Consider the following 26,294-nt stretch of genomic DNA (forward strand, 5'->3'; position numbering starts at 1 on the left):
CAAACAGTATGAAAAAACTCTATTCAAAAGGAAACTATCTCTTTATAGTGTTTCCTGACGGACGGGAGATTATAAAACCCAAGAAATTAATCCTTTTCTACCGACTCAATGAAACGGAATTCTTTAATTACAGAACACCGGATCAGGAATTTAATCATACATATAAATGGGATGAATTTACCAAAGAAGATGATTCTCCCTTTGCTGATATTGATGAATTTGAAACTTTTATAACAGAAAATACAGCAAATTTTAATTCGGGGTCGGCTTTTGACCCCCAGAATTATGATTTGAGTGATTTTACCAATACTGGTTCAGATCCTTTTGTACAGGAATCTGATTTAGCTAATAAAGCGGATTTGGTAGGTGGAAAAGTACCGGCATCTCAGCTTCCAAGTTATGTAGATGATGTTTTAGAATTTGCAGATTTGGTTTCTTTTCCTAATCCTGGAGAAGAAGGGAAAATATATGTTGCTTTAGATACCAATAGAATATACAGATGGAGTGGATCAGCGTATATCGAAGTATCACCAGATACGGATCATTTAACTCAAAGATCTGTAATTCAAAATGTAACTTATACTCAGGATTCCACTAATTATTATATCAGGGGGCAAGTATTGCATTTGGCTAAAGATCAAACGGCAATCAACTTTGCTCCGGGAAATTTGGCATTTTACCTAAATGGAAATTTACAAACCGGTACAGGGATTTTAATAGACAGAGAGGGGAGTCCTACACCTTTATTGTCTACTACATCTTCATTAAATGATATGAATGGAAGTACAACGACAGCAGGATATGCCTTCATTCCGTTTATTATTACTATTCCTAAAGCCACTAATACTTCCGTTTTGTATTATAATGGAGATGGTTATATATCCTTTGTATTAAACTATGATAGTTTTAGTCCTGATCATCTCATATCGACTCCTCTACATGTAATGCGTGCTGTTTTTACAACTTCATTAGGAATGTTCTTGCCCTTAGTAGGAGGGACTATGTTAGGAGCCATAAACTTTCCTGCCAGTAGTTCAGTACCTGTGTCTTTAACCAGAACTTTTGCTGGAGTAGCAGGTACATCTGGATTTGCAAGAGATTTTACTCAACTCAGAGACAATACCGGAATTTTAGATTCTTTTGGACACTATGGGGTTTATACTGATGGTGTTATAAATACTTGGCATGGATATATTGGGGGGCAATCTTATCTCACAAAAAATGCTTTAAAATGGGATTCTAATCAAGCTGTGATTATTGGGTCTACAAACAATGCTATGCTTCCTACAGCAGGTTATGCTTTAGATATTGTAGGGAATAAATTGGTTAGGGGGAATATTGATTTTACAGGAAATTTAAATACAACCAGCGGAGATTTACTTATTCAAAGACTGGGAGTAACCGCCTTGAGGGCCAATACTGCAGACACCATACTAGCAGGAAATGTTCCCACAGGTATTATTTATTTAAGACCTCAAGGAGATGCAGCTTCAGAGGGACAAGTGATTATTAATCCCAATAACACCCAATTTGTAACTGCCTATAATCTACTATTTGGAGCCCAAACAATTTCAGGAGCTTCTCTATTTCATACAGATGTAGCAGCGGATTCAATAAGGGGCTATGGATTATGGATCGGGCAAAATTTACAATTTAATGGGACAGATTTTATTCAACCCAGAGGAGATTTACCTTCTTATGGTTTTACGGTAAATAATCATAAAAAGTTTTCTTTTAACAGAGGAGCAAGTACGGGAATTAGCGGAAGTTCAGTAACTCTTACAGAGTTGGTAAGTATTAATGATAACGGTGTAATAACTACATTAAATACAGGGAATAGCACCCAGTGGAATAATAAACAGGAACCACTTGTAAGTGGTACCAATGTAAAGACTGTGAATTCTAATTCTTTATTAGGGAGTGGAAATATTAATATTCCAGTACCTCCTGTACAATTTGGAACTTCCTATACTAAGGAGTGGAATGGGGCTGTTACCACAGCGACTAATACCGCTGTTTTTAATATATCGCCTGCCTCTTTCTCCGGTATTTCTAATATCTCAGTAGGCACAGAGCTAATTGGGGCTGGTGTCAATAATGCTCCTATTGGAGTAATCACAGCAAAAAGTTTAACGAGTATCACTGTTTCCTTGTATGAAAGCAAGAATACTGGTGTATTAATAGGTGGTAATATTGAAGGATTAGAGGATCATTCAGTGGCGAATACTGTCGTGTATTTAACAGTGAAAGGGAATTAGAATTAGTTAATAACTATAAATAGTAAATATAAGGAAGTTTAAAATCCTTCATAAACTTAAATCAGGGTAATATACTAAATAATCATAGGATTAATAATGAAAAATTATACTCAGGCACCTTTGCCTTTTCAGGGACAAAAACGTCGTTTTTTAAAACAATTTAAAGAAGCTTTAAAAGAATTTTCCCCTACAGCTACCTATGTAGATTTATTTGGAGGTTCCGGTTTGCTTAGCCACACGGTAAAAAATGTATATCCCAATGCAAATGTGATTTACAATGATTTTGATAATTATTCTCAAAGACTTAAAAATATTGATAAAACAAATGCTTTACTATCAGATATTCGAAAAATTTGCATTGACAATACTAATGATATACGAAAGGAGAAGCTAAGTGAAGAACTGCAAGGGAAAATAATCAATAGAATCAGTGAAGAAAAAGCCTATGTAGACTGGATTACTATTTCCTTATCTCTTCTTTTTTCTATGAATTATGCCACTAGCTTTGATCAGCTTAAAAAAGAAAGATTCTACAATAAAGTACGGTTAAGTAATTATGAAACTGAAGGTTATCTGAAAGGAGTAAATCGTGTTAGAAAAGATTATCAGGATTTAGTGAATGAATATAAAAACAAATCTAATGTTGTTTTTTTGGTAGATCCGCCTTATTTATCTACCGATACAGCGACGTATAGTCGTTTGGATTATTGGAAGCTAACCGATTACCTGAATGTTTTAAAGTCTTTTCAAGATACTTCATATTTCTATTTTACAAGTAATAAAAGTCAGATTATAGAGCTTTGTGAGTGGATGCAGGATAATGGATATTGCAAAAATCCTTTTGATGCAGCCATTACGGTAAAGGCAGGGACTCATGTAACGCATAATGCAAGCTATACCGATATTATGATGTATAGAAACAATGCTGAAAAGGTCTAAAGTACAATCAAAAATAAATCATCAATTGTGAAACAAATATTATTTGAAAACTTTGGAGCTTTTATCGGGGCAATTCTAACAGGTATTGTAGGGTTTTTATTTGGAAAAAAGAAGTTGCAAGCTGAGGTTGCCGGAATGTCTGCAGACAATGAGGGTAAGGAGATTGAAAATGCTGATAAGTTGGTCAAACTCTATAAAGAAGCGCTCGACGATTTGGGTAATCGATATGAAATAAAATTTAAGGAATTGGCGTCTATGTATGATAGTAAAATAAAATTCCTTGAAGATGAGATCAATTTGCATAAAATTATTATAGCCCAATTAAAAGAAGAAAATATTGCATTGAAACAAAATAAAAATAGTAGTATTACATACTAAAAAAACTAAACACCTAAAAGATGATATTTATTTCAGCAGGACATCACAAAAATGATCCCGGAGCAGTTGCAAATGGTTATATTGAAAGAGACTTGACAAAAGAGGCACGAAATATAATTGTTCAAAATTTAGATTTAAAAAATGTAATTCAGGATAAGGATTTTGAAACAAACTCTCAGTATCAAAGAAGGATTAAGCCAGGAAGTGGGTCAGTTGTTTTTGATATTCATTTCAATTCGGGAAGTCCGACAGCTACAGGTACTGAATGTTATGTAAATCAAAAAGATTTTCTAAATAAAAACTCTTTATCCTATAAAATGGCTGATGAAATTTGTAAGATTACCCCAAAAATATTAGGTATACGAAATCGAGGAGTAAAGTCTGATAATCAAAGTCAGCACTCAAGAATTGGTATCCTTAATCTTGGATCTGGAGTTTCTGTTCTATGGGAAATCTGTTTTATTTCTTCAGTACTTGATATGCAAAAGTATGTTGAAAAGAAGAAAGAAGTTTTAAGAGAAATATCTAATGTTTTGGAAAAATATGATGCTCTACAATAGCAGTTATTTTTATTATTTCAATGATAGTTTGATAATAGTTGCTTTTAGGGTAAACTGAAATATACAATATTTATTGATCTTTATTTGAATAAGTTTTGATTTAATCTGAAAATTGGTAAATTCAATATCGATTAAGTTCTATCCTATAAAAAATATGGAAATCTGATATAAAAAGAGCAGATTTTCTGCTCTTTTTGTTTTTTGAAAATTATATGTAAATGAATTTTAAAAACCTCCTGACATTCAAATATTATAAAGATTATTTAAATTTGTTCTAATAAGTGGTTAGCAAGATACTTTATAACTGACTTATTTTTAATTTGATTATCATCAAATTCATTTACAATTTCAACATTTTTAATCAATCCATAACTTAAGTCATCACCTAAAATATTTTCTAATACTATATCCACAATTGTATATTTATCATCATCTTTAAGAGTATTTATATTTTCTGTTTTAATAATTATACCAAATGTGGTATCATCAAACCTCTCCAAAACATACTCCCAATTTTCAACATTAATTTCTTTATCAAATCCAATATGCTTTTTAAGAGATAAGCGATAATCCCATTTTTTTGCTGGTTTATAATAGCTATACTCCCATTCTTTAAGATTAGGCGCACAATCTATAATATTTTTAGCAATCGATAATAAGTCGTTATTTCCTCCCGCAGAAATTATTAACATGTTTGATTTGTTTATTCCTTCTCTAATTTCCCAATTCAAATCAGCTAGAGATAATATTTTATTATTAAGTTCATTAATTAAAGTGTCTGTAATTTTATCTGGTACTAGCTCTGATTGATTAAATTCAAACCAATTCCAAAATTCTGATATTCTATATGTGTTCATTGTTCCCATATCTTTTTTCTAATTCCTTCATTCGCTCAGGTCTGACTTCATTTCTTTTATTATCTAATTTTTCAAGCCCCCCCTCTTTGTCTATTGCCTTTTGTTCTTTATAGGCACCTTCTCCAGAATTCTTTGGATTGTATTTATCTATTATCTCTGTTTTTCCCCCTCTGTTTCTACCGTCATTTGCTCCTTTACCTCTTTCCATTGGACTACGTTGTTTAGTTCTTCCAATATACGGTTTGCCACTTTCTGTCTGATCTCCAGGGACTCTATAAATTTTTCCAGTTTCATTAGTATTTTCAACAACACTTTCTGGTTTTATATTTTCTACGGCTTTATCCATAGTTTTGGGAGCCTTAGACTCACTGGCACTGTCAAATACTGAATCAAACCAATTAGCAATTTTTTCCCAAAATCCTGGGGGAGAAGGAGGTGTCGCTCTAGAAACAGTTATTGTTATAGGCTCAATTGGAACCTCTCTAATCATTGCTTCTGCTACTGGTGTAACAGGAATATTAGAGTTAGACATCATCAAGAACTCAAAAGGTACTAATTCCAATCCTTCAAATTCCCGGCCCAGTCCTAGTTTATTCTCCTGAAAAGCATACGTAGAATTATAGGGAAATTTCTCACTTAATGGATCAGTTGTGGCAAATCTCCCAATATCCGGCATATGGTTTCTCCATTTGAACGAGTAAAAACCTGTCTCTTGCAACTCTTGCCCTTGATATTTATACTGATAGGCAGGATTACCACTCAGTATATTATATCCTTGATGCTTCAATCCAAACGGATAATAATTATTTTCTTCAAGAACTTCTACTCCTGATCCATTATTAAAATAGCTCAAACGCACATTTCCCAAATGGTCTGTATAGTTGTAAATATACTTATTTTTTACAAAATCAAAGTATCCTTCAGAGGTAGGTACAAACTTTAATGAGGAAGATGAAGCCAATATATTGGAAGTACCACTATTATCATATTGAAAACCATCTAGATATTGTGTTTCTTTTGTAGTACCACCAAGAATATAATTTTTTACAACCTTTACTCCATCTGCTCGATATACATAACGGGTAATAGCCGCATTTGAATTTCCTGAATTCGCTTTAATTTCTGATGGGAGATTCAAAAAGTTATAGTTGATACTATTGATTCCTTTATCAGGATGACTGATCATATTACCATTATTATCATAACCTATAACATTTCCTCCTCCAGGATAGCCATCTGTGTTTTGAGAAGCATCTGTTACTTTGGTTAATTTATTTCCTAAGTAGGTATAGCTAAGGTTATCAATCTGCATTGCCAGCCCATTCGTGTTCTTAGCATTTCGATATAAATGGGTAATATTCCCATTCACATCATATTCCATAGATTCCCCAAAATGATCTGCCTGAGGAAGGGTACCCAAAGGTTCAGCATAATGACCATACAAGAGCCTGTTCAATGCATCATAATGATAGGCATATCTTTTTAAGATTCCATCATTGGAAGTCTTCCAGTCAATTTCTGCAATATTTCCATTGTATTTTGCAGGAGCAAGAGTAGTAAGTACAGGGTTGTTATATTTAATCTCATATCCAAATAATTTCCCATTCAAATTGGAAGGATCATTGATCTTAGTCATCCATCCTCTGATATTGTATTTGTAATCTATAGTTTGAATTGGAGTGGTCGGACTTACTCCTCCTACTTTCTTAGTTTGTAATTGAGAAAGTTCATTATAGGTATTCTGAGCTAAGATTTCCTCAGGATTACCATCTACTTTATGGGTATGTTTTAATAATCTATTTTGAGAATCATAAGTAAACATCTCGGTGATGACTTTTTCAGTATCCGTATTCAATCTCTTATGTTTGGTAACTGTATTTTGAACTATTCCTGTAAAATCCAATTTGGATTCTGTTCTTGTGTACCCTCCCAAATAATTGATGGAATGATTTCCTATCACTCTTCCTTTAGTATCATAATAGGTATAGTTCTTTGTCCAGTTGTCATTCTCAATATTCTTTACCAAGCTCATTACAGCAAAGCTCTTGGTACTCTTTCCTCCACTTGTGGATGGATTATCTGTTAGGATAACTTCTCCCTGAATGCTTGTAGGAAAAGTTGGGTTAAAACTATAGAGAGGATAAGTATCATAATAGTTCACTGATAATACGGTTTCAAGATAAGGAAAGTGGTTATTGGTATATTGAATCGACATTCCATTCTTGGTAAATCCTTGAGGATTTCGGTTTTCAACAATCACATTGTTGGCAATCATATTCTGCATGTCTGATCGATGAGTCCCTCCTACGATTCCAGTGATGATCACTCTTCCAAATAAATCATATTTATTGAAAAGCCATTTATTTTGTGCTCTCATGAGTTCATCCTGAGTAAAGACAAGGCGGTCTGCTTTATCATACACCATATGTTCCCAACCTTTACCGGGAAGTTTCTTCTCCACCAATCTACTTCTTCCATCATAACGGTATTCATAAGCCAAAGCTTGTTGGTCTGCCAAGTCCCAGGTCTTCTTTTTTGAAAGAAGTGGTGGAATTACCCAGGCTAATTGATTGTATTCATTATAAACATAATAGGTATCTGCATTTTCAGTAGTACTTAATACTTTTCTTACCAAAAGCAATTGCCCTATACCATTTTTAAATTCAATGGTTTTATTCCCATCTTCATCAGTAACCGTATTCTTGTAAAGTTGGTTAGCTCCATAAGTTCCTTTATATTCAATGGAGGATTTTGTAGCATTATTCTCCCAAATAGTTGTGGTGGTATATTTAATAACTTCATCTGCTATATTAGCACTATAATCAAACTTTACAGGCTTATTGGTCCAATCGTTTCCTACCTGAATTTGTTGTTGTAATCTATCTAATGGAGAGTTTTCCAATACTTTTTCTGAATAGATCTTTTCAGCTCCATAAATAGAAGAAGCATTTCCCAAGGGATTGGAAACTATTGCTCCGTTTCCGGTTGATGACTGAGGAACCGGTAAATAATCTTTGGCTTGTCTTCCAAATGCATCATATTCAATATGGGTGACTACATCTTTTCCTGATGGAGAAGCTTTAACATTAACTACCTGTTTAGGTCTTCCTAATCCATCGAAATACTGAACCGTTTCTGAGGTTTTAGGATTGGGTTGTGTCGGATCTGAAAGATACGTTTTTGAAGATACATAGTTTTCAGTAGGACTTAACTGAGCATGGAATAATCCTGCTACAAAAAAAGTACTGACCGATATAATTGTTTTAAATTTCCTGTTCATTATTAGTTCTTGTAATTGTATTTATATTCTTTCAACACTTTGCCATTCACATCAACTACTTTTTCAAGTCTATTAGCCGAATCATAGATATAGTTTTCTCTGACTCCTGATGTTGGGGTAATACTTGTCACTCCGATTTGAGGATTGTAAGTATAGGTTGTAATCTGTGTAGTCATCAAAGCCGGTAAGTTTCTAAAGGCATCCAATGCAGTAATTAGAGCATTTTTCGAAGTTTCTGTACCCTGTACAGCATCGGTATCTGAAGCAGAAGCAATTCCGGTAATTAATCCCGATACCTGATTATACATGGCTCCTTCTATCTTAGCAATAGGCTGAGTTTGATCATATCCCCAGATAAGAGATACAGGAATTCCATCTTTTGTGGTATACTGTTGAAGATTTCCTTTTGAATCATATAAATCATAGGTTACTTCGGTTGAAGATCCATTCAAAAGATCATAAGTCAGTGTGGCACTTGGATAAATATTTGCAGCATGATCATATTTTGTTTCTGATTTTGATATGGCCTTAGTTGTTCCGTTTACTGTTTGTGTAATAGCTGTCTCCAAGGGAGTATCTACTATATTGGCATTGATCAGCTTTTGGTTTGCTTTTTCATGAGCGTACTTATAGGTTGTTTCTGTTATCCTTCCGTCAGCCTGGATGTTTTTAAGTTTTGATACATTCAGTCCATTAGCCGATTGGTAGGAATAATCTGTTGTAGATGAAATCAGATTATTATTGAGTATCTCACTTATCACTGTTTTAGAAGGAGAAAATGAACCTCCATATAGCTTAAAGAAATATCTCGAAAACACCCTGTCTGTCACATAGGTCACAAAATTATTCGGAATGACTTCAGAAATATCAACAAAGTCAGTAGTGGACGATTTAATCTTCACAAAATTCTGATCATACATTTCCTGCTTATACAACTTTCCTCTTTTGTAGTTGTTGGAACGATAAGGCAAGTTGATATTTCCCATATTGGGCGGAGAATAAGAGATTGGACTTGTCACTCCTGTATTATTATACACTTCTTTAAAATTCGGATCATCAGGATACATTTTGTAATCTGTAAAATAAGATTTGGTATATCCCTTATTATTTTCTATTTCCGTGACTTCTGAATACAGAACGGGAGAGGAATTCATGGACGTTTCAATTATATTACTGGAATACACCTGAAGAGTCTCTTTGGTTTTAGGTCCTGCCTGTGTTTTCAGATAATCCAGATTTCTATAATAATTTGATAATATCCCGCTGGATTTTGTGTTTACTGCATTGGGAGCATAATTGCTGATATATTTATACTCCTTTAATCCTACTTGTGTTCCATCATTGGAATAATTGATAATCTTTTGGATACGTCCACCTCCTACAGAACCTACGGATGGTACCAATACCTTTTTAAATTGCGAGGCAGAGTTTCTGTCAATCTTTTCACTGTACTGATGCGGCTCATAGATAAACTCACTTTTCCCCTTCGTAGGATACGTAATAGTTTTTATCAAACCTACTGAGCATAAAGCAGGATTTGAATCTCTGGTATTATCGGTAATCGTATAGTCCCCTGTATTTTTATCCAAGGTGAAATTGGGAACAAGTTTTGACATAGGCTTATTATTCCAATAGCCCCAATAATCGATAAGTCCCGTACTATCATCCGGAAGCTCCTCTTTATTATAATAATCGAAATTGTACTGCTGAAAATATTCCAATGATAATTTGTCTTTTCTGAACATTTTCACAGTCTCTAAAAAGAAATAATCTTGATTTCTGTAATAATTAAGATTCACAGTCTTAATAAGACGCCCTCCGGTAATATTATAAAAATTAATATTTTTAAGTTTTAATGAAGGAATAGCTGATATTAAATACTTTTCATATCTCTCATAATCAAAGGAAACAATTGTTTTTCCATTAAAGAGAACTGTATTGGGAAAGCTTTTTTTAGTAGCGGAATAAGACCGTTGATGATTCTCCACTGAATTGTTTGAATTTCCCCAACGTACAGTCCCATCAAACAATAAATTTCCTGCACTATAACTTTCATTCGTTACACTAAATTCTTGCTTGAAAATAATATTACGATCAAACATAAGCTGAAACGGTTCCTGTAATGTAAGAATGTCATCATTATTGACACAAAAATTTCTATCCCCGGAATTAGCATTTACCGTACGGTATTTTATTTCTAATATATCAGAATTAGGATATTCTATTTTATAAAGATTCCATGCTGTAATGGTAAATCTGTTTTCAGCCTCTGCCGGATTCAGGTTATAGGATATTTCCAGGTTTTCGTAATTCCCTCCGAAATAATATTGAATCCCTTTTTCATCCGTTATTTTTATGGTAGTTGTTTGGGTAAGGCATTTAGCCCCATTTTGTAATTTAGGATGGAGTGGTTGCTTACTGGAGAGTCCTGAAATATCAATTTTCAGATTTTTATTATCAGAGATAATAATGGGTTTCATATCATTTCCGATAAAGAAATATCCATTATTTCCCATGAAATTAAAACTAAATTTATCAGGTTCCAATTCAAAACTATGGTTTCCACACTTGATTCCTTTACCTCCGTATCCGGCAGGAAGAGAGGGATAATTTGAGTTGTAGATGTCAATATTGTTTTTATTGCATGTTTTGACTCCTTCCAAATATCCGTACAATCGATCGGAAAACTTAGGGAAATCAGAAAAAAGGTCATCAGCAACGCCTCTTACCTCCCTGCTTATCGTTCCTCCTATATCCAGTGACCAATCCAGCCCTACATAATTGGATTTTTTCGCAGGAACAAATCCTGTCCCATAATAATTCAGACTTATATCATACCCATTTCCATTATAAAGATCATCGTAACGAAATAAATTAATATTATAAGAGGTACTTCCTGAATTGAGGCTGACAGGAATATTCCCAAATTTTTCAATATTGTAGGTTTGAGGAGATTTAATGGTAGGTATTATTTGTGCATAATAAGATGATATGGATAAAGTAGTAATAGCTATTATTCCTCTGCATTTATTCTTGAATATGTTCATACTTATATTTATTTCTTAATCAATTTTGCGTTTGCTGTTTTATGGGTATCGGTTTTAATGGTAATCAAATACGCCCCCTGACTCAGTGGTTGTGTGTTGATCTTAGTCACCTGATTCTTGGTCTTTAGACTTTGTAATTGTCTTCCGCTCATATCATATAAGATGATGTCTGCTTCTTTGAAATCAAAACCTATCTCTACGTAAGCATAGTCTGATACAGGATTCGGATAAATCTTAATATCCTGCTTTTCTATTAATTGATCAATTTGTTTATCTCCTAACTTGATAATTTTCCAGTTTTCCTTTCCTAATTCCTCACCACTTGTTCCTGCTAATACAATAGAACCATCTTTGTTAAGTGTAATATCAGAGAGTTTTTCCTCCTTTTTCTTTGAATCTCCCTTTACATATTTTCTCCATTGTTCATTACCATTTGGGTCAAGGTATAGCATCCAAAATGTACCATCATTAGCTTCAATTTTACCCTCTGCCTGAGTATAACCTCCTAATAATATTCCTTTTGAAGATTTATCATCTGATGCATGAAATACACTCATCCCTCTTAGCACATCTCTGTTTTTAAAATTGTAAGATTTTTGCCAGATTTCATCGCCTCTTTCATCCAGTGAGATCAGCCACACATCTGTTCCTTCTTCAAGCCCTACACTTTTATTGCCTGACTTTTCAGATCGAGACTCACCACCAATGAGATAGCCTGATGAAGTTAAAGCCAATGTTCTAAGATGGTCATCATCTCTGCCTCCAAAATTCTTTTCCCATTCTACTTTATTTTCTTTATTCAATTTGACAATCCAATAATCTCCTTCGCCATAATTATCGGTTTTCTTTGATCCACTGGCTTTACTTCTAGAATATATTCCTAATAAAGCTCCACCATCACGTGTTGGAATCATCTTTTCAACTTCATCAATTCCGTTACCCCCTAAAATAAGTTGGGATAATTCTTTCCCGTTTTTATCCAATCTTACAATAAGAACATCTTTTGATCCATATCCTTTATCAGAGTTTTGGATATTCCCTGCCACAAAAAATCCTAAATCGGTAGTTTGAATAACAGCTCTCGCTTCTTCCTCAGCAGCTGAACCTACTGTTTTTTGCCAAAGTTCATCTCCAAATTCATTAATTCTAATGAGCCATATGTCGGAACCTCCTTTGGATTCTTCTTTTTTATCCAGCCCTTTGCTTGAGTAAGAAGTGCCGGCAAGAAGAAATCCTCCATCTTGAGTAGCAACAGTTGCTGATAAAAAATCATGATTATCCCCTGAGAAATATTTCTCCCAGATTTGTTCTCCTTGCTGATTGAACTTGATCAAATGAAAATTGTAGCCCTTGTTTTGTTTGTTGCCTACATTTTGAAGCTCTTGGGCCTGGATAGAACTTCCTGTAATTAAGTATTGCCTATCAAGAGTTGTAGTGATCTGACTTAAAAAATCCTGGGTTGAGGATTGAATATCTCTTTGCCAGACGACTTCCTGTGAAAAAAACACAGGAATAGCGCATAGGTACAGCGCACCGAAGTAAAGTTTTTTCATTGTTTTATTTTTTTAGTTTGGAACTTAAACGTTCATTTTATTTCTCAAAACAGGGAAAACCCATATTTTATATTGATTATTTAGAGAGGTTATCCATTCCCGTTTTATGGGTGTAATCTTGAATTTTGCCCATGAATAAAGGCTTCTATAATAATTTTGATTTCATTTTATAAGTAATTGTATGTGTATTATTTAAGTTTACAAAAGTAACATCTTTAGGTTGTTGTTAAAAATTCCTGCACATGAGATTTATTAGGCCCGTCTATCTTATGATCTTTGCAAAGATATTTCTTACAAACGTCAAAACTTGACGTATTATATTAATGTGTTAAAAAACTTTTTTATAGGGAATATCTCAATTTTTATAATTAGCTTTAAAGAGAGGTGCTTCTATAATTATTATTATAATTCACAGGAGATGTGTACTCCTGTGAATTATGAAGAGGGTGTTTTGAAAATTAGGAAGTTAACTGGATGTATTCCTTTAGAAGATTATCAGTGGCGAGAATGTTTAAAATTTAGGTAAAGAAATTTTACTCGCTTCTTCGAATCTTTTAATTTTTATAGCTTTAGCATAAATTTCCGTTATTTTTTCATCAGAATGTCTAAATATTTCTTTTACTGTCTTTAAGTCCATGCCAGCTTTTATTTTATCATCTGCTCCTTTATGTTTTAAAGAATAAAGATTTTTATTAATACCTAGTTCTTTTTTTATTAATGTATTCCATAGTTTTGTAGCGGTATCTCTTTTTATAGAATAAGGGTTTGGGCTAAACCATTTTTCTTTTTTGTGCTTACCACCTCTTTTTCTATATGTTCCAAATAGAAAGAAATTTGGGTTAGAAAAATTAAAATCTCTGATTAATTCTTTTAAATTACCTAAGATTGGAACATAGCTGTCATTTTCATTTTTGGTAATTTCTGCAGGCAAAAAAATTAGATTACTATTCAAATCAATATATTTACATCTTATTTGTGTTAATTCATATGGCCTTATTCCACAATAATATATGAATGAACAATAAACATAAAAATTATAGTTTTTATCTTTTAGAAATTCAAAAACTTTTTGATGTTCCTGATCAGTTAGAGTAATATTGCTTTCTTTTTTTTCTTCTTTTTGTGATCTTATATCTCTTACAGGGTTAAACTCAATTAATTCCCATTCAACAAGTTCAGAAAATATAGATTTAATATACCCAAGATGCTTATTGTAGTTTTTGGCTGTCCAATTTCTTGTTAATTGAAGATGATCTAAAATTGATTTAATATGCACTCTTTGACACTCAAATATAGTAAGATTGCTAAATTTTAAATACAAAATAGAGGATTTAAAAAAGTTAATAGTACAGGAATAATCATGATATGATTTTGGAGCAAGGACACTCTTCTTTTTATCCAAAGCAAAATCAAGAGCTTCGCAAAATAATTTCTTTTCAGTTTTATGGGTTTTAATTTTAATAGGAACCCAGCCACTTTTTAACCTTCTTTCAAGATCAATTTTGTATGCTTCACAATAAAGTCTTCTTTCATTAAGGTCAACTTTATTATTTATACCTTTGTAGATTTTGTTTATAATCTTTTTATTGGTGGGATCATAGATGTAAACATACCAGCGTTCGGTAATGTTTTCTGGCGAATAAACTCGCACTTCAAAATTTTTCATTTCACAAAAAAGTTGTGAACACTTGGGCAAGATTTGAAAAACTTTACTCTAATTTACTCTTTTATTTTTACTCTGATTTAAAACATTGTAAATCAGGCTGTTGTAAAATTTGCAGAGAGGAAGGGATTCGAACCCTCGATACAGTTACCCGTATACTACCTTTCCAGGGTAGCTCCTTCAACCACTCGGACACCTCTCTTTGTTGATTTTGAGATTGCAAAAATAAAGTAAATTATTGGAATTGCAAATTATTACCATAAAATTATTCTGTAATTTCTCCACATACGCATTTGGCAAAATTTTCTGAGAAACTTCCTATGTAATTTGGATTATCAATAAGATGCATTGCTTTTGTAATAGCAGATTCTGCCGTAATATCCTTTCCACTAATTGCCCCAATTCTTGAAAAAATATTACTATTTTCATATTTGCCAAAAGATATTCCTCCCGAAATGCACTGACTTACTACGACAATTTCAGTTCCATTGTTTCTAATTGCTTGTAAGGTTTCAATAGTTTTTTCGTTACTAAAAATAGTTCCAGATCCAAAAACCTGCAATATAAGAACCTTCATGGTAGGAAGCTCTTTGAAATGATTGAGGTTCATTCCTGGGAAAATTCTGCAAAATAAAATGTCTTCAGAAATATGATTGTCTACATGAAATTCAATATTCGGATTAGAACGATAAAGATTATCCTTGTCAATATTCAAATGAACACCGGATTGTCCCAAAATAGGATAATTGGGACTGGCGTAGGCATCAAAATACTCGGCAGAATATTTCAACGTTCTATTTCCTCTTAAAAGTTTGTACTCGAAATAAATAGCTACTTCTTGGATGATGGCCTCCTGATCCTCATACAAGCTCGCATAATACAGGCTTGTTAAAAGGTTTTCCTTTGCATCTGTCCTTAAATCTCCGATAGGGAGCTGTGAACCCGTTAAGATTACTGGTTTACGCAAACCTTTGAGCATGAAGCTTAATGCAGAGGCAGTATAGGACATGGTATCTGTTCCGTGAAGAATCAAGAAACCATCATATTCGTTATAATTTTTATGAATATAATTGGCAATGATTTTCCATTCTCCCGGCCCCATATCCGAGGAATCAAGAGGAGTGGCGAAAGGATGCACAAACACTTCACATTCCATCAGTTTCATTTCAGGCATCTTTTCAAAAATATTACTGAAATCAAACGCCCGGAGGCTTCCTGTTTCATAATCTTTTTCCATGCCAATTGTCCCGCCCGTATAAATGAGTAATACTTTTCGTTTCATGAAATACTTTTATTAAGAATTTGAATCTATTTCAGGTCTATTCATCAAAATTACGTTAATTTGTAAAGATTTGAAAACGAATGGAAGATTTAGAACAAACTTTTGAATATTTACGGCAGTTTTTAACTGAAGAAAGGTTAAATAAAATAGAATTTTTCTCTAAAGAAAGTTCCGATTTCATACTTCCAGTCATGGAAGATGTATATCAATTCAGGAATTCAGCAGCTATTGTAAGGTCTGTTGAGGCATGTGGCTTTCATAAAATTATAGCCATGGAAGAGGAAAATGTTTTTAATCCAAACCTAACCGTAACAAAAGGTGCTGAAACTTGGGTGGAGGTAGATAAGATGCCTAAAAATATAAATTCGCTTCGACATATTAAAGAACAAGGATATAAAATAGTAGCTGTTTCTCCTGAAAAGAATGCGATAATGCTTCCTGATTATCAAGTAACAGAACCTATTGCTTTGGTTTTTGGAACCGAATTAGAAGGGGTATCCGATGAAGTTATTGATTTTGCAGATGAAACCTTAGCAATTCCGATGTACGGATTTACAAAAAGTTTTAACGTTTCTGTAGCAGCAGGAATCTGTATATATGAATTGAAACAGAAATTACTCCATTCCAATCTTGATTATAAACTGTCTGAAGAAAAACTCCTAAAGATGAAAATTCGTTGGGCGGTCAACTCTATTAGAAGTGGAAGGCAAATATTTGAAAAATATGTAAGAGATCAGAATTTTTAGCCGTCCACATTTGAATTAAAAAATCATTTTATTGTAGTTCCATGAGGCTACAAAAATGCCTGCTGTTTCAGTTCTGAGTCTTTGATTGCCAAGGGAAACAGCCTTTATATGATGTTTTCCTAGCAATACTATTTCTTTTTCTGAAAAATCTCCTTCAGGGCCAATTAAAAAAGTGATTTGCTCCATCATTGGAATATCTTTGAGAGGTATCCTTTCTAGATGTTCGTGACAATGGGCTACAAAGGTTGTTTCAGGATTTATATTTTTAAGAAATTCTGAAAGTTTTATCGAGTCATTAATTATGGGAAAGTGAAATCGTAGACTTTGTTTCGATGCAGAAATACTCTGTTTTCTAATTTTATCAAAATTGAGATTTTTACGCTCTGTTTTTTCTGTTTGCAAAAGAGTAATCTCTGAGATACCCATTTCCACTGCTTTTTCAATAAAAAACTCAATACGATCTATATTTTTTGTAGGTGCAATAGCAATGTGGAGTTTTGGACTAAAAACAGGAAGTTGTGTTTTGATTTCAGAAATTATAAGATTAGCCTTTTTACCTTCAATGGCAAGTTCTCCCCATGCAAGATTTCCTTTGCCATCTGTTACATGGATTTTTTCTCCATTTTTCATTCGAAGAACCTTTACAATATGTTGTTGTTCTTCTGGGTGTATTGTAACATTGTTGTTTTCTATTTCTCCGTAAAATAAATTCATAAGTAATGTAATGGGCAAAAAATAAAAAAATTATAAATCGTATTTTGCAGTTGCAGTTGTCCTTAAATCAGTAAATTCTCCTCGTTCAAATTTTAATTGAGCAACCATTGCAATCATGGCTGCATTATCAGTAGTGTATTCGAACTTAGGAATATAGATATTCCAACCTTTTTTTATTTTGTTATCTTCCATTGCTTTTCTTAAAGCTGAATTGGCGGAAACTCCTCCAGCAATAGCCACTTCTTGTATGCATAAATCTTCAGCTGCTTTTTCAAGCTTATTCATTAAAATTTCAATAATTGCTTTTTGTACGGATGCACATAAATCATTGAGATTTTCTTGGATAAAATGGGGATTCTTTTTCACTTCTTTCAGGATAAAATATAAAACAGATGTTTTTATTCCACTGAATGAATAATTATAATCTTCAAGTTTGGGTTTATTAAATGTAAAAGAGTTGGGGTTTCCTTCCTTGGCTAATTTATCAATGATGGGTCCTGCGGGATAATCAAGGTCAAATATTTTACCTATTTTGTCAAAAGCTTCTCCTGCTGCGTCATCAATGGTTTTTCCTATGATTTCCATATCAAAGTAATCCTTTACTAACACAATCATCGTATGTCCTCCACTCACTGTAAGACATAAAAATGGAAATTTGGGCGGCACAGGATTTGCATCCTCAATGAAATGGGCTAAAATGTGTGCTTGAAGATGATTGACTTCAATTAGAGGGACGTCTAAACTCATTGCCAGTGATTTGGCAAAAGATGTTCCTACAAGAAGAGAACCTAAAAGTCCGGGCCCTCGAGTAAATCCTATAGCAGAGATTGCATTTTGTTGTATATTTGCTTTAATTACAGATTTTTCAACAACGGGAATGATGTTTTGCTGATGTGCGCGGGACGCTAGTTCTGGGACAACACCACCATATTCTTTATGGATAGATTGGGTGGCAGCAATATTGGAAAGAATAGTATTTCCCTTGATGATGGCTGCTGATGTATCGTCACAAGACGATTCAATACCTAAAATTATAGAGTCGCTCATAATAATGGCAAAGTTAGAGAATAATAACGAGAATGAGAATAAAAAATCAATAGCTGAAAACTTAGGTAATCAGGTGCAGAAGACTGTTGGAAATGTAGAAGAAAAACTCAAAGAAACAGTCAAAGAAGCTTCTGAGTTGGCTTCTGATGCGATTCACCATCCTGTTGAAACTGCTGAAGAGTTTGGAAAGCAGGCGATAAAGGATGTGACAAGCTATTCATGGTGGGCCAAGCTTTTGCTTACCCTTTTTTGGTTTGGAATTTCTCTTATCGTAGCCATATTGATCATTATTAATCTTCCCATAACGAAACAATGGGCAGCAGATCAGGCTCTCCAATTAGTTAATAAAGATTTTAAAGCAGAAATGTCTACAGAAAGTGTAGAGGTGAATTTTTTTGGAGATGTTAAAATCAAAGGACTAAGAATCAAAGATTATAAAGGTTTAGATTTTATTAAAGCAAGAGAGTTTACAGCTAATTCAGACTGGTTTTCTTTAATTACCAATATTGGAAAAAACAATTCTTTAAGCTTTAATTCGTTGACGCTTAAAAATGCTGATGTTAAAGTAATTACATACAAAGGAGATAGTATTTCAAACTTCATCCGATTCACGGAATTATTTGATAGTGATGAAGAAAGAGACCCCAATAAACCTCCTTTTCAATTGAATTCTAGAGTGCAAATTGTTGACTCTAAAGTATCTATTGTGAATCAGAACTCTCCAGGTGAAGCAGGAAAATGGCTAACAGCAAAAAACTTTAATTTAAGAGCACCGAAAGTTAAAGTTAATGGCCCTAATATTTCAGCTTTAATTAATAATATGTCCTTTGTGACCTCAAGATGGGGTAAAGCTCATCATGTTGATACCTTTTCTACAGAGCTCTCAATGACATTAGATTTTTTGTCACTTAAAGACCTTACATTCAATACAGATCATTCTCTTTTGGAAGGGAATATTAAATTTAATCTGAATAAAGGATCATGGGCAGACTTTACAAATAAAGTACGCTGGGATATGGACATTCGCCAAGGAAGCCAGCTTAGTGGATATGATATTAGTTATTTTGCCACCAATTGGGATAACTATACGCCATTTAATCTTTCGGGTAAAATGACAGGTCCATTGAATAAATTTCATTTGGATAATTTTCTCATAAGAAATCCGGATGTGAATATTGCCACCCGTACCATGAAGGTGAATAACTTATTAGAGGGGGATTTTTTAATTGAAACAAATACTTTATCTACCGATTTTACTTATAAAGATTTGAAAGCAATGATGCCCTCTTTTATTTCTAAAAAGATGAAGAATTTTGCAGATGACTTTGGAAAACTTAAATATAATGGGGCTGCGAGAGTCAATCCTGATCAAGTATATGTTACGAATGGAAATCTAATGACCGGAATTGGTCAGGCAAAGATTACAAAATTTTCTCTTACAGGCTATAGTAGTGCGTTGCCTAAATATTCAGGATATGCAGAAGTAAAGGACTTAAATACCTCTATTATTACTAAAAGTAAATCGGTTGGATTGATTTCCGGAAAATTTGATATAGTGGGCCAAAGTTTCGATGTAAATACGATGCGGATAACTACTAAATCTCAAATCTCCAGTATAGAAATTCTGAATAAAGAAATTAATAATTTATACCTTGACGGGTTATTAGATCATAAAAAATACAATGGATTAATTACTATTGATGACGAACAGGCAAAAGCTAATGTAAAAGGTTTGATTGATTTCAGTACATCAAGAATTGATATGAATGTCGAAGCAGATGTTAATTATTTAAATATGAATTATTTTGCTGACAAGCCAGGGAATCAGATTGTCAGTGGAAAGGTTGTAGGGAAAATGGCGATGTCTTCTATTAATGATTTAAATTTAGATGTTCAAGCTGATGATGTGAATTTTACTACAGCTACTGAAAAATATGTTATTCCACATGCTAAAGTAAAAACATTTATAGAAGGAGGAGAGCGGGTTATCGATGTTGATGCTCCAGGGGCTCTTAATGGTAAGATTTCAGGAAAATATGATCTTGCAGATCTTACAGGGATGGTAGAAAATGGATTGGATAAAATTTTGGTTGGGCCTCCTCCAAGAAAATTGTACATAGGGCAGAGTTTTACCATGAAGTTTGGTGTAGAGCAAAGTTTAATAAACTATTTTTTACCTGAGCTTAAACTACCATCTGGGGCTCAAGTAGAAGGAGAATATGATGGAAACTCCAATAATCTTATCTTAAATCTAGATGCTGCTTCTTTAAAGTACATCATGACAAAAACGATAGAGATTGAAGATCTGGATAGTGCTTTAGCTTCAACCAATCCGGAATATGAGGTGAATGAAAGGGATAATATTACTAGAGATAGTGCAATGGTAGATAGTGTTATGGTAAGAATTAACACTGCAAATAGGGATGAACAGATCTATGCTAGGATAGGTAGATTGGAATACAATAAAAATATACTGAAAGAGGTCACTCTAAGTGGTCGAAATGAAAATAATACATTATTGCATTTGGCTACTAAATTTAAGCACGGAAGTGCAGATGATGAATTGAATGATAATCTTAAAGAGTATGTGATCAATGTCAATCAATCTACTGATACTTTTGGAGATTATGTTTTTAAATTCGAACCTACTGAGGTTAAATTTAATGATGTTACATGGGCTGTTGATGTAGATCCTACGCTCAATCATTCTATAGTGTATCGTAAAAAAACACATGATTTTGATATTCGAAATCTTAGGATTTATTCGGATACAAGTTCGCTATTAATTAAAGAAGCACAATTTACATCTGCTAAAGATTTTTATGTAGATGCTGAGTTTGACGAGTTTGCTATTGAGAAGCTTTTAGAAATGCAATCTGAAGGAAATGCCTTAGGTATTAAGGGATTGGCAAATGGAAGTGTTAAGATCCGTATGGATAAAAATACCATTCAGCCTTTAGTAGACATGACAGTTGATAAAATTATGATGAATGGAAATGACATGGGGGATATTAGCATTTCTGCAACCAATAGTTTTTCACTTAATGTATATGATATAGACATCAGAGTTAATTCAGCTGGAATTATTGGAAATAATAACCTTCATGTGACTGGGACTGTTAATAATAATGCAGCGTACCCTATTATTGATTTGAATGCGGCTATGCGTGATTTTGATTTGTCTTTTGCTCAGCAGTTCGTGCAGTCTGTTTTTGGAAATCTGAGAGGAAAAGCTACCGGAGATCTTAAAATCACAGGGAAATTAAGCGACTTAGATTATAATGGTGATATTGCGCTAAAGGACTTTGGTTTAAAACTTTTATTTACAGGAGTAGATTATTCATTTGATGATACTGTTGTTCCATTAACAAGAGGTTTAGCAATTCTTAATAATATTGAAGTGCATGATGGAAGATCCAATTCAAAAGGAAATATTTCTGGAGCAATTCAATTTGAAACCCTCTCATCGATGGGGGTCAATTTGGTAATGAGAGCTGATAATTTATTGGTATTAAATACAACTCAAAAAGATTTCGATTTATTTTGGGGAAGAGTATATGGACAAGGGGATTTATATGTAGATGGACCTGTTTCGGGATTAAGTTTGTCTACGCCCAATATGAAAGCTTTAAACGGCAGTACTTTTACCTTTAATTCGGGTTCGACATCCAATGTAGAAGAATTTAAAATGTTGAGGTTTCTTAAAGAAGGGAAAGATGGACTTATTACTTTAGAAGATAAGAAAAAGACAGGAGCCAATATGAATATTGACTTCGCGTTAGCAGTAGATAAAGGGACGACCGTAAATGTTTTAATCGGGGATGATGTAGGGAATATTACTGTAAAGGGGATTGCTGATCATTTAAAATTTCAAATGAGCAGGCAAGGAGATGTTGCTATGGCTGGAACCTATAAGGTGGATAACGGAACATTTGTTTCTAAAGCTATTCTTAATAAAACATTCCAAATTGAGAAAGGAAGTAGTATCCGATGGGATGGAGACGCTATGAAACCAGCACTGGATATTAATGCAAATTATGTAAGAATGGTATCTAATGCAGGGGAGTATTTAAATATGGGAAGCTTACAGCCTATTAGTATATTACTTCAAGCAAATATTACCCAGTCGCTTATTGATCCAAAGGTAGATCTCGATGTATCAGCATTGGATGTTTCAAGCCAGGTAAGGGAAACTCTGGCTGCTAAGATGAGCCAAGAAGGAGAAAAAGTACTTCAATTTGGATCCGTTCTCTTGCTTAATAGTTTCAACGTATCCAACACCGGTGGAGTAGATATCGATTTTGCGGGTGCAGCAGAGTCTTCTGGGTACAATTTACTTTTGAAACAATTGGGATCCGTTCTTAATACAATGAGTAATGAGTTTCAGATTGATTTAAATTATGTAAAAGGAGATCAGTATTCAAATACGGGAGATAGAGCGAATGCGGGTGTGAGTTTTGCGTTGTCACCAAGAATAAAAGTGAAAACTGGGTTAGGTATTCCTTTGACCAAAACTGAAAATACAGAAACCAACTACCTTTCAGGAGAGGGTTCTATAGAATATGATATTTCAAAAAAGAATGATGGAGCTCTTATTTTAAGGGGATACTCTAAACCTTCGAATATTGGGATGATGACGGGGGCTGGTTCTAATGGTACTGCTAATCAAGCTTATGGAGGGGGTGTTGTGTGGAGTAAAAGTTTTAATTCTTTATTTAAAAAGAAGAAAAAAGATAAAAAGCCAACTGACTCTAAAACCGAAATAAAAATAGATTCTATAAAATCTGAACGTAAATAGTTGATGATTTTTGATGATTTTTGTCATATGTGTTAATTATTGTTAATCTTTAATATAATTTTTTTGGTTAGATAATTTTTTATAAATTTGCAAAAAATATGCTTATTCTTTAAAGAAATTGTAATTTAACTAATATGAACTATCAACTGGACGAAATAGACAAAAAAATTCTTGACTTCTTAGTAGAGAACACAAGAATGCCTTTTACTGAAATTGCAAAACAGATGGATGTTTCTGCTGGAACAATTCACGTAAGAGTGAAAAAAATGGAAGATGCAGGTATTATTTTGGGATCATCTCTTAATATTGACTATGGTAAATTAGATTATCATTTTACCGCTTTTATAGGAGTTCTTTTAACTAAATCTAATAGAACTCAAGAAGTTTTAAAAGAGTTATCGGTAATTCCTAATGTAATTGAAGCAAGTGTTATCTCTGGAAAATATAATATTTTCTGTAAGGTAAGAGCAAAGAATACCGATGATGCAAAGAGAATTATCTATCAAATAGACGATATTCAAGATGTAATGAGAACTGAAAGTATGATTTCTATGGAGGAATACTTAAGTGATAAAAACAGATTGATCAACGCAATTACGATATAATTCAAATTTTAAACGAATAATATAAAGAAGAACTTATGAAGTATATCATAAGTTCTTTATTTTTGTACTTATGGAAGAATATAGTTATTTTGATGAAAATCCGAAGAAAGGATGGGGATTTATCGGAGCATTTCTTGCGCTGATGCTATTTACCATGATGGGATTAGGAATAGATGGAGATGAATATTTGCAGCATGAATACCTTAATATCCCAAGAGGGTACTTTTATATCATATTTACCATTGATGGATTAATGATATTAAGTTTAATCTTGATGTTCTTATATCGTAAGGTAGGTATTTTTAGCTTTCCTGCTTTATTAATAGTTCATTTCTTTATGCATAGTTATTATTTGTCTACATTTTTATATACAGATGTTACAAACCTTTTTCTTTTTACAGGATTTGGAATGTTGGCAATCATTCCAAAATGGAAGTTTTTTAAGTAGAACCGTATTGTAATTTATAGAATATTTGGTAACAATTAAAGAATAGATATCATCCGATTTTGAAATAAAAAAGACCTTCAATTTGAAGGTCTTTTTGTATAAATAAGGCTCTCATACTAAGCTAAAATTCTTTTTACGGCTTCTTTTACAGCTGTAGAATCGATTTTATATTTTTTCATTAATTCTGCAGGGGTTGCTGATTCTCCGAAAGTATCATTCACGGCTACAAATTCTTGTCTTGTTGGGTATCTTCTCGCTAACATTCCTGCTATAGACTCACCTAAGCCACCAAGATAGTTGTGTTCTTCTGCAGTTACAATTTTCCCTGTTTTTTTAACAGATTTTAGGATGATTTCTTCATCCAAAGGTTTGATTGTATGTATATTGATTACTTCGCAAGAAATGCCTTCCTTTTCAAGTTCATCAGCAGCAACTAAAGATTCCCATACCAGATGGCCGGTAGCAACAATCGTTACATCAGTACCTTCTTGAAGCATAATTCCTTTACCGATTTCAAAAGGCATATCTTCAGGCATAAATACAGGAACAGTCGGTCTACCAAATCTTAAATATACAGGACCTTCATGATCAGCAATAGCAATGGTGGCCGCTTTAGTTTGGTTGTAATCGCATGGATTGATTACTGTCATACCTGGAAGCATTTTCATCATACCAATGTCTTCTAAAACTTGGTGGGTAGCTCCATCTTCTCCTAATGTAAGACCTGCATGAGAAGCGCATATCTTTACATTTTTCCCAGAATAAGCAATAGATTGACGAATTTGATCATACACTCTTGATGTAGAGAAGTTGGCGAAAGTTCCGGTAAAAGGAATTTTACCTGTGATACTAAGTCCAGCAGCAAGTCCCATCATGTTTGCTTCTGCAATTCCAACCTGGAAAAATCTTTCCGGTGCTTTTTCAATGAATTTTTCCATTTTTAAAGAACCAATAAGGTCAGCGCAAAGGGCAACTACATTTGGGTTCTTATCGGCAAGTTCTGCTAATCCGGCTCCGAATCCCGAACGAGTATCTTTTTTTTCTGTATATGTAAATTTCATTTTTTACTAAATTTTTTTGATAACTGAAATGTGATATTCTCATTATGCAAGGTTTGGACAAAGCATTAAAAAGATATCAGGTGTTATTGATTATTAATAGTCAGCAGGTGCTTCTAAATACAGTTGTTTGAAAGCGGAATCCAATTGATCGTCATTCGGCGCTTTACCATGCCATGCATGAGAACCCATCATATAATCTACACCGTATCCCATCTCAGTATGAAGAATAATAGCAACAGGTTTACCTTTTCCGGTTTCAGTTTTTGCTTTTTCAAGAATAGCTATTACTGCCTCAAGATCATTTCCATTTTTTTCTTCTAAAACGATCCACCCGAATGCTTCAAGTTTAGCATGAAGATTTCCTAGGCTGAGTACATCCTCTGTATCTCCATCGATTTGACGCCCATTATAATCAATTGTAGAAATAATATTATCTACTTTTTTGGCAGCTGCAAACATAAGAGCTTCCCAAACTTGTCCTTCTTGTAATTCCCCATCTCCATGAAGAGAATATACAAGTGAGCTATCTCCATCTAGTTTTTTACCTAAAGCAGTTCCAAGGGCTACTGAAAGTCCTTGTCCAAGAGATCCGGATGCTATACGTATACCAGGTAATCCTTCGTGAGTAGTAGGATGACCCTGTAGTCTTGAATCTAATTTTCTGAAAGTTCTTAATTCATCTACCGGAAAAAAATCAAATCTCGCTAAAGTGGAATAATAAACCGGAGAGATATGTCCGTTGGAAAGATAAAAATGATCTTCGTTTTTACCCTCCATAGTAAACGGAAGATTGTAATTCATTACTTTTCCATAAAGTGCAGTAAAGAATTCTGTACAACCAAGACTTCCTCCAGGGTGACCGGAGTTTACAGCATGAACCATTCTCAAAATGTCTCTTCTGATTTGTGTAGTAAGAGATTTTAACTCTTCAATACTTTTACTCATTATATACGATTTATTTGCACGCGAATTTACGATTTTTTAATGGCTTATGAAAATGAGAAAATCTGGACCTAAAATCCAGATTTTAAAGTATTTTAATAAAATTATTACAAAGC

The 26,294-nt window shown here is 33.5% G+C and carries 18 protein-coding genes and 1 tRNA gene; 8 read left to right on the forward strand and 11 right to left on the reverse strand.

Annotated features, from left to right (window positions below; translation table 11 throughout):
* Positions 1 to 8: 8 nt before the first annotated feature.
* The 4 genes from CHRY9293_RS18690 to CHRY9293_RS08115 all read left to right on the forward strand — a co-directional run bounded on the left by CHRY9293_RS18690 (position 9) and on the right by CHRY9293_RS08115 (position 4,135).
* Positions 9 to 2,258: an autotransporter outer membrane beta-barrel domain-containing protein gene (locus tag CHRY9293_RS18690; RefSeq protein WP_228455495.1), complete on the forward strand. Its 2,250-nt coding sequence runs from the start codon at positions 9 to 11 to the stop codon at positions 2,256 to 2,258.
* Positions 2,259 to 2,354: 96 nt separating this feature from the next.
* Positions 2,355 to 3,197: a DNA adenine methylase gene (locus tag CHRY9293_RS08105; RefSeq protein WP_162032539.1), complete on the forward strand. Its 843-nt coding sequence runs from the start codon at positions 2,355 to 2,357 to the stop codon at positions 3,195 to 3,197.
* 27 nt (positions 3,198 to 3,224) lie between these two features.
* On the forward strand, positions 3,225 to 3,575 hold the full coding sequence (locus tag CHRY9293_RS08110) for a hypothetical protein (RefSeq protein ID WP_122548099.1): 351 nt from the start codon (positions 3,225 to 3,227) through the stop codon (positions 3,573 to 3,575).
* A 20-nt stretch (positions 3,576 to 3,595) separates the two neighbouring features.
* Positions 3,596 to 4,135 carry an N-acetylmuramoyl-L-alanine amidase gene (locus tag CHRY9293_RS08115; RefSeq protein ID WP_162032540.1) on the forward strand — a complete coding sequence of 180 codons (540 nt, stop codon included), beginning with the start codon at positions 3,596 to 3,598 and terminating at the stop codon, positions 4,133 to 4,135.
* A gap of 263 nt (positions 4,136 to 4,398) precedes the next feature.
* Here the strand turns inward: CHRY9293_RS08115 and CHRY9293_RS08120 are convergent, their stop codons facing one another.
* The 7 genes from CHRY9293_RS08120 to CHRY9293_RS08150 all read right to left on the reverse strand — a co-directional run bounded on the left by CHRY9293_RS08120 (position 4,399) and on the right by CHRY9293_RS08150 (position 15,817).
* Positions 4,399 to 4,992, reverse strand: coding sequence for a hypothetical protein (locus CHRY9293_RS08120; RefSeq protein ID WP_162032541.1), 594 nt, complete (start codon positions 4,990 to 4,992; stop codon positions 4,399 to 4,401).
* Positions 4,979 to 8,272, reverse strand: a complete 3,294-nt coding sequence (locus CHRY9293_RS08125; protein ID WP_162032542.1) for a DUF6443 domain-containing protein — start codon at positions 8,270 to 8,272, stop codon at positions 4,979 to 4,981. Before CHRY9293_RS08125 ends, CHRY9293_RS08120 begins: the two co-directional genes overlap by 14 nt.
* A 2-nt stretch (positions 8,273 to 8,274) precedes the next feature.
* Entirely contained in the window at positions 8,275 to 11,319 is a 3,045-nt protein-coding gene (locus CHRY9293_RS08130; protein ID WP_162032543.1) for an RHS repeat domain-containing protein, read from the reverse strand.
* 8 nt (positions 11,320 to 11,327) lie between these two features.
* The gene (locus tag CHRY9293_RS08135; protein WP_162032544.1) at positions 11,328 to 12,872 is read right to left on the reverse strand and encodes a T9SS type A sorting domain-containing protein; all 1,545 of its coding nucleotides are present in this window, start codon (positions 12,870 to 12,872) and stop codon (positions 11,328 to 11,330) included.
* A gap of 511 nt (positions 12,873 to 13,383) precedes the next feature.
* Positions 13,384 to 14,538: a tyrosine-type recombinase/integrase gene (locus CHRY9293_RS08140; protein ID WP_162032545.1), complete on the reverse strand. Its 1,155-nt coding sequence runs from the start codon at positions 14,536 to 14,538 to the stop codon at positions 13,384 to 13,386.
* 112 nt (positions 14,539 to 14,650) lie between these two features.
* Positions 14,651 to 14,737 (reverse strand) — tRNA-Ser (locus tag CHRY9293_RS08145).
* A gap of 63 nt (positions 14,738 to 14,800) precedes the next feature.
* Entirely contained in the window at positions 14,801 to 15,817 is a 1,017-nt protein-coding gene (locus tag CHRY9293_RS08150) for an asparaginase (RefSeq protein WP_162032546.1), read from the reverse strand.
* An 80-nt stretch (positions 15,818 to 15,897) separates the two neighbouring features.
* Here CHRY9293_RS08150 and CHRY9293_RS08155 point away from each other — a divergent pair, with 80 nt between their 5' ends.
* The gene (locus CHRY9293_RS08155; protein WP_162032547.1) at positions 15,898 to 16,563 is read left to right on the forward strand and encodes a TrmH family RNA methyltransferase; all 666 of its coding nucleotides are present in this window, start codon (positions 15,898 to 15,900) and stop codon (positions 16,561 to 16,563) included.
* Positions 16,564 to 16,578: 15 nt separating this feature from the next.
* Here the strand turns inward: CHRY9293_RS08155 and CHRY9293_RS08160 are convergent, their stop codons facing one another.
* Together CHRY9293_RS08160 and tsaD are read right to left on the reverse strand one after the other, a co-directional pair.
* Entirely contained in the window at positions 16,579 to 17,277 is a 699-nt protein-coding gene (locus tag CHRY9293_RS08160) for an RsmE family RNA methyltransferase (RefSeq protein WP_162032548.1), read from the reverse strand.
* Between the two features lie 30 nt (positions 17,278 to 17,307).
* A complete protein-coding gene (gene tsaD, locus CHRY9293_RS08165) occupies positions 17,308 to 18,324 on the reverse strand; it encodes a tRNA (adenosine(37)-N6)-threonylcarbamoyltransferase complex transferase subunit TsaD (protein WP_162032549.1) in 1,017 nt (338 codons plus the stop codon).
* A 4-nt stretch (positions 18,325 to 18,328) separates the two neighbouring features.
* Between tsaD and CHRY9293_RS08170 the strand changes: the two genes are divergently transcribed.
* From CHRY9293_RS08170 to CHRY9293_RS08180, 3 genes are all read left to right on the forward strand, one after another.
* The gene (locus CHRY9293_RS08170) at positions 18,329 to 23,122 is read left to right on the forward strand and encodes a translocation/assembly module TamB domain-containing protein (protein ID WP_162032550.1); all 4,794 of its coding nucleotides are present in this window, start codon (positions 18,329 to 18,331) and stop codon (positions 23,120 to 23,122) included.
* A gap of 134 nt (positions 23,123 to 23,256) precedes the next feature.
* Positions 23,257 to 23,727, forward strand: a complete 471-nt coding sequence (locus CHRY9293_RS08175) for an Lrp/AsnC family transcriptional regulator (protein ID WP_122548087.1) — start codon at positions 23,257 to 23,259, stop codon at positions 23,725 to 23,727.
* A gap of 70 nt (positions 23,728 to 23,797) precedes the next feature.
* On the forward strand, positions 23,798 to 24,175 hold the full coding sequence (locus CHRY9293_RS08180; RefSeq protein ID WP_162032551.1) for a hypothetical protein: 378 nt from the start codon (positions 23,798 to 23,800) through the stop codon (positions 24,173 to 24,175).
* 116 nt (positions 24,176 to 24,291) lie between these two features.
* Here CHRY9293_RS08180 and CHRY9293_RS08185 read toward each other — a convergent pair whose 3' ends face one another.
* On the reverse strand, positions 24,292 to 25,236 hold the full coding sequence (locus tag CHRY9293_RS08185) for a transketolase family protein (protein WP_162032552.1): 945 nt from the start codon (positions 25,234 to 25,236) through the stop codon (positions 24,292 to 24,294).
* 93 nt (positions 25,237 to 25,329) lie between these two features.
* Positions 25,330 to 26,181 (reverse strand): transketolase, encoded by an 852-nt coding sequence (locus CHRY9293_RS08190; protein ID WP_162032553.1) that lies wholly within the window; start codon positions 26,179 to 26,181, stop codon positions 25,330 to 25,332.
* Positions 26,182 to 26,294: the final 113 nt, after the last annotated feature.

The sequence above is a fragment of the Chryseobacterium potabilaquae genome (assembly GCF_902728265.1).
Lineage (GTDB): Bacteria > Bacteroidota > Bacteroidia > Flavobacteriales > Weeksellaceae > Chryseobacterium > Chryseobacterium potabilaquae.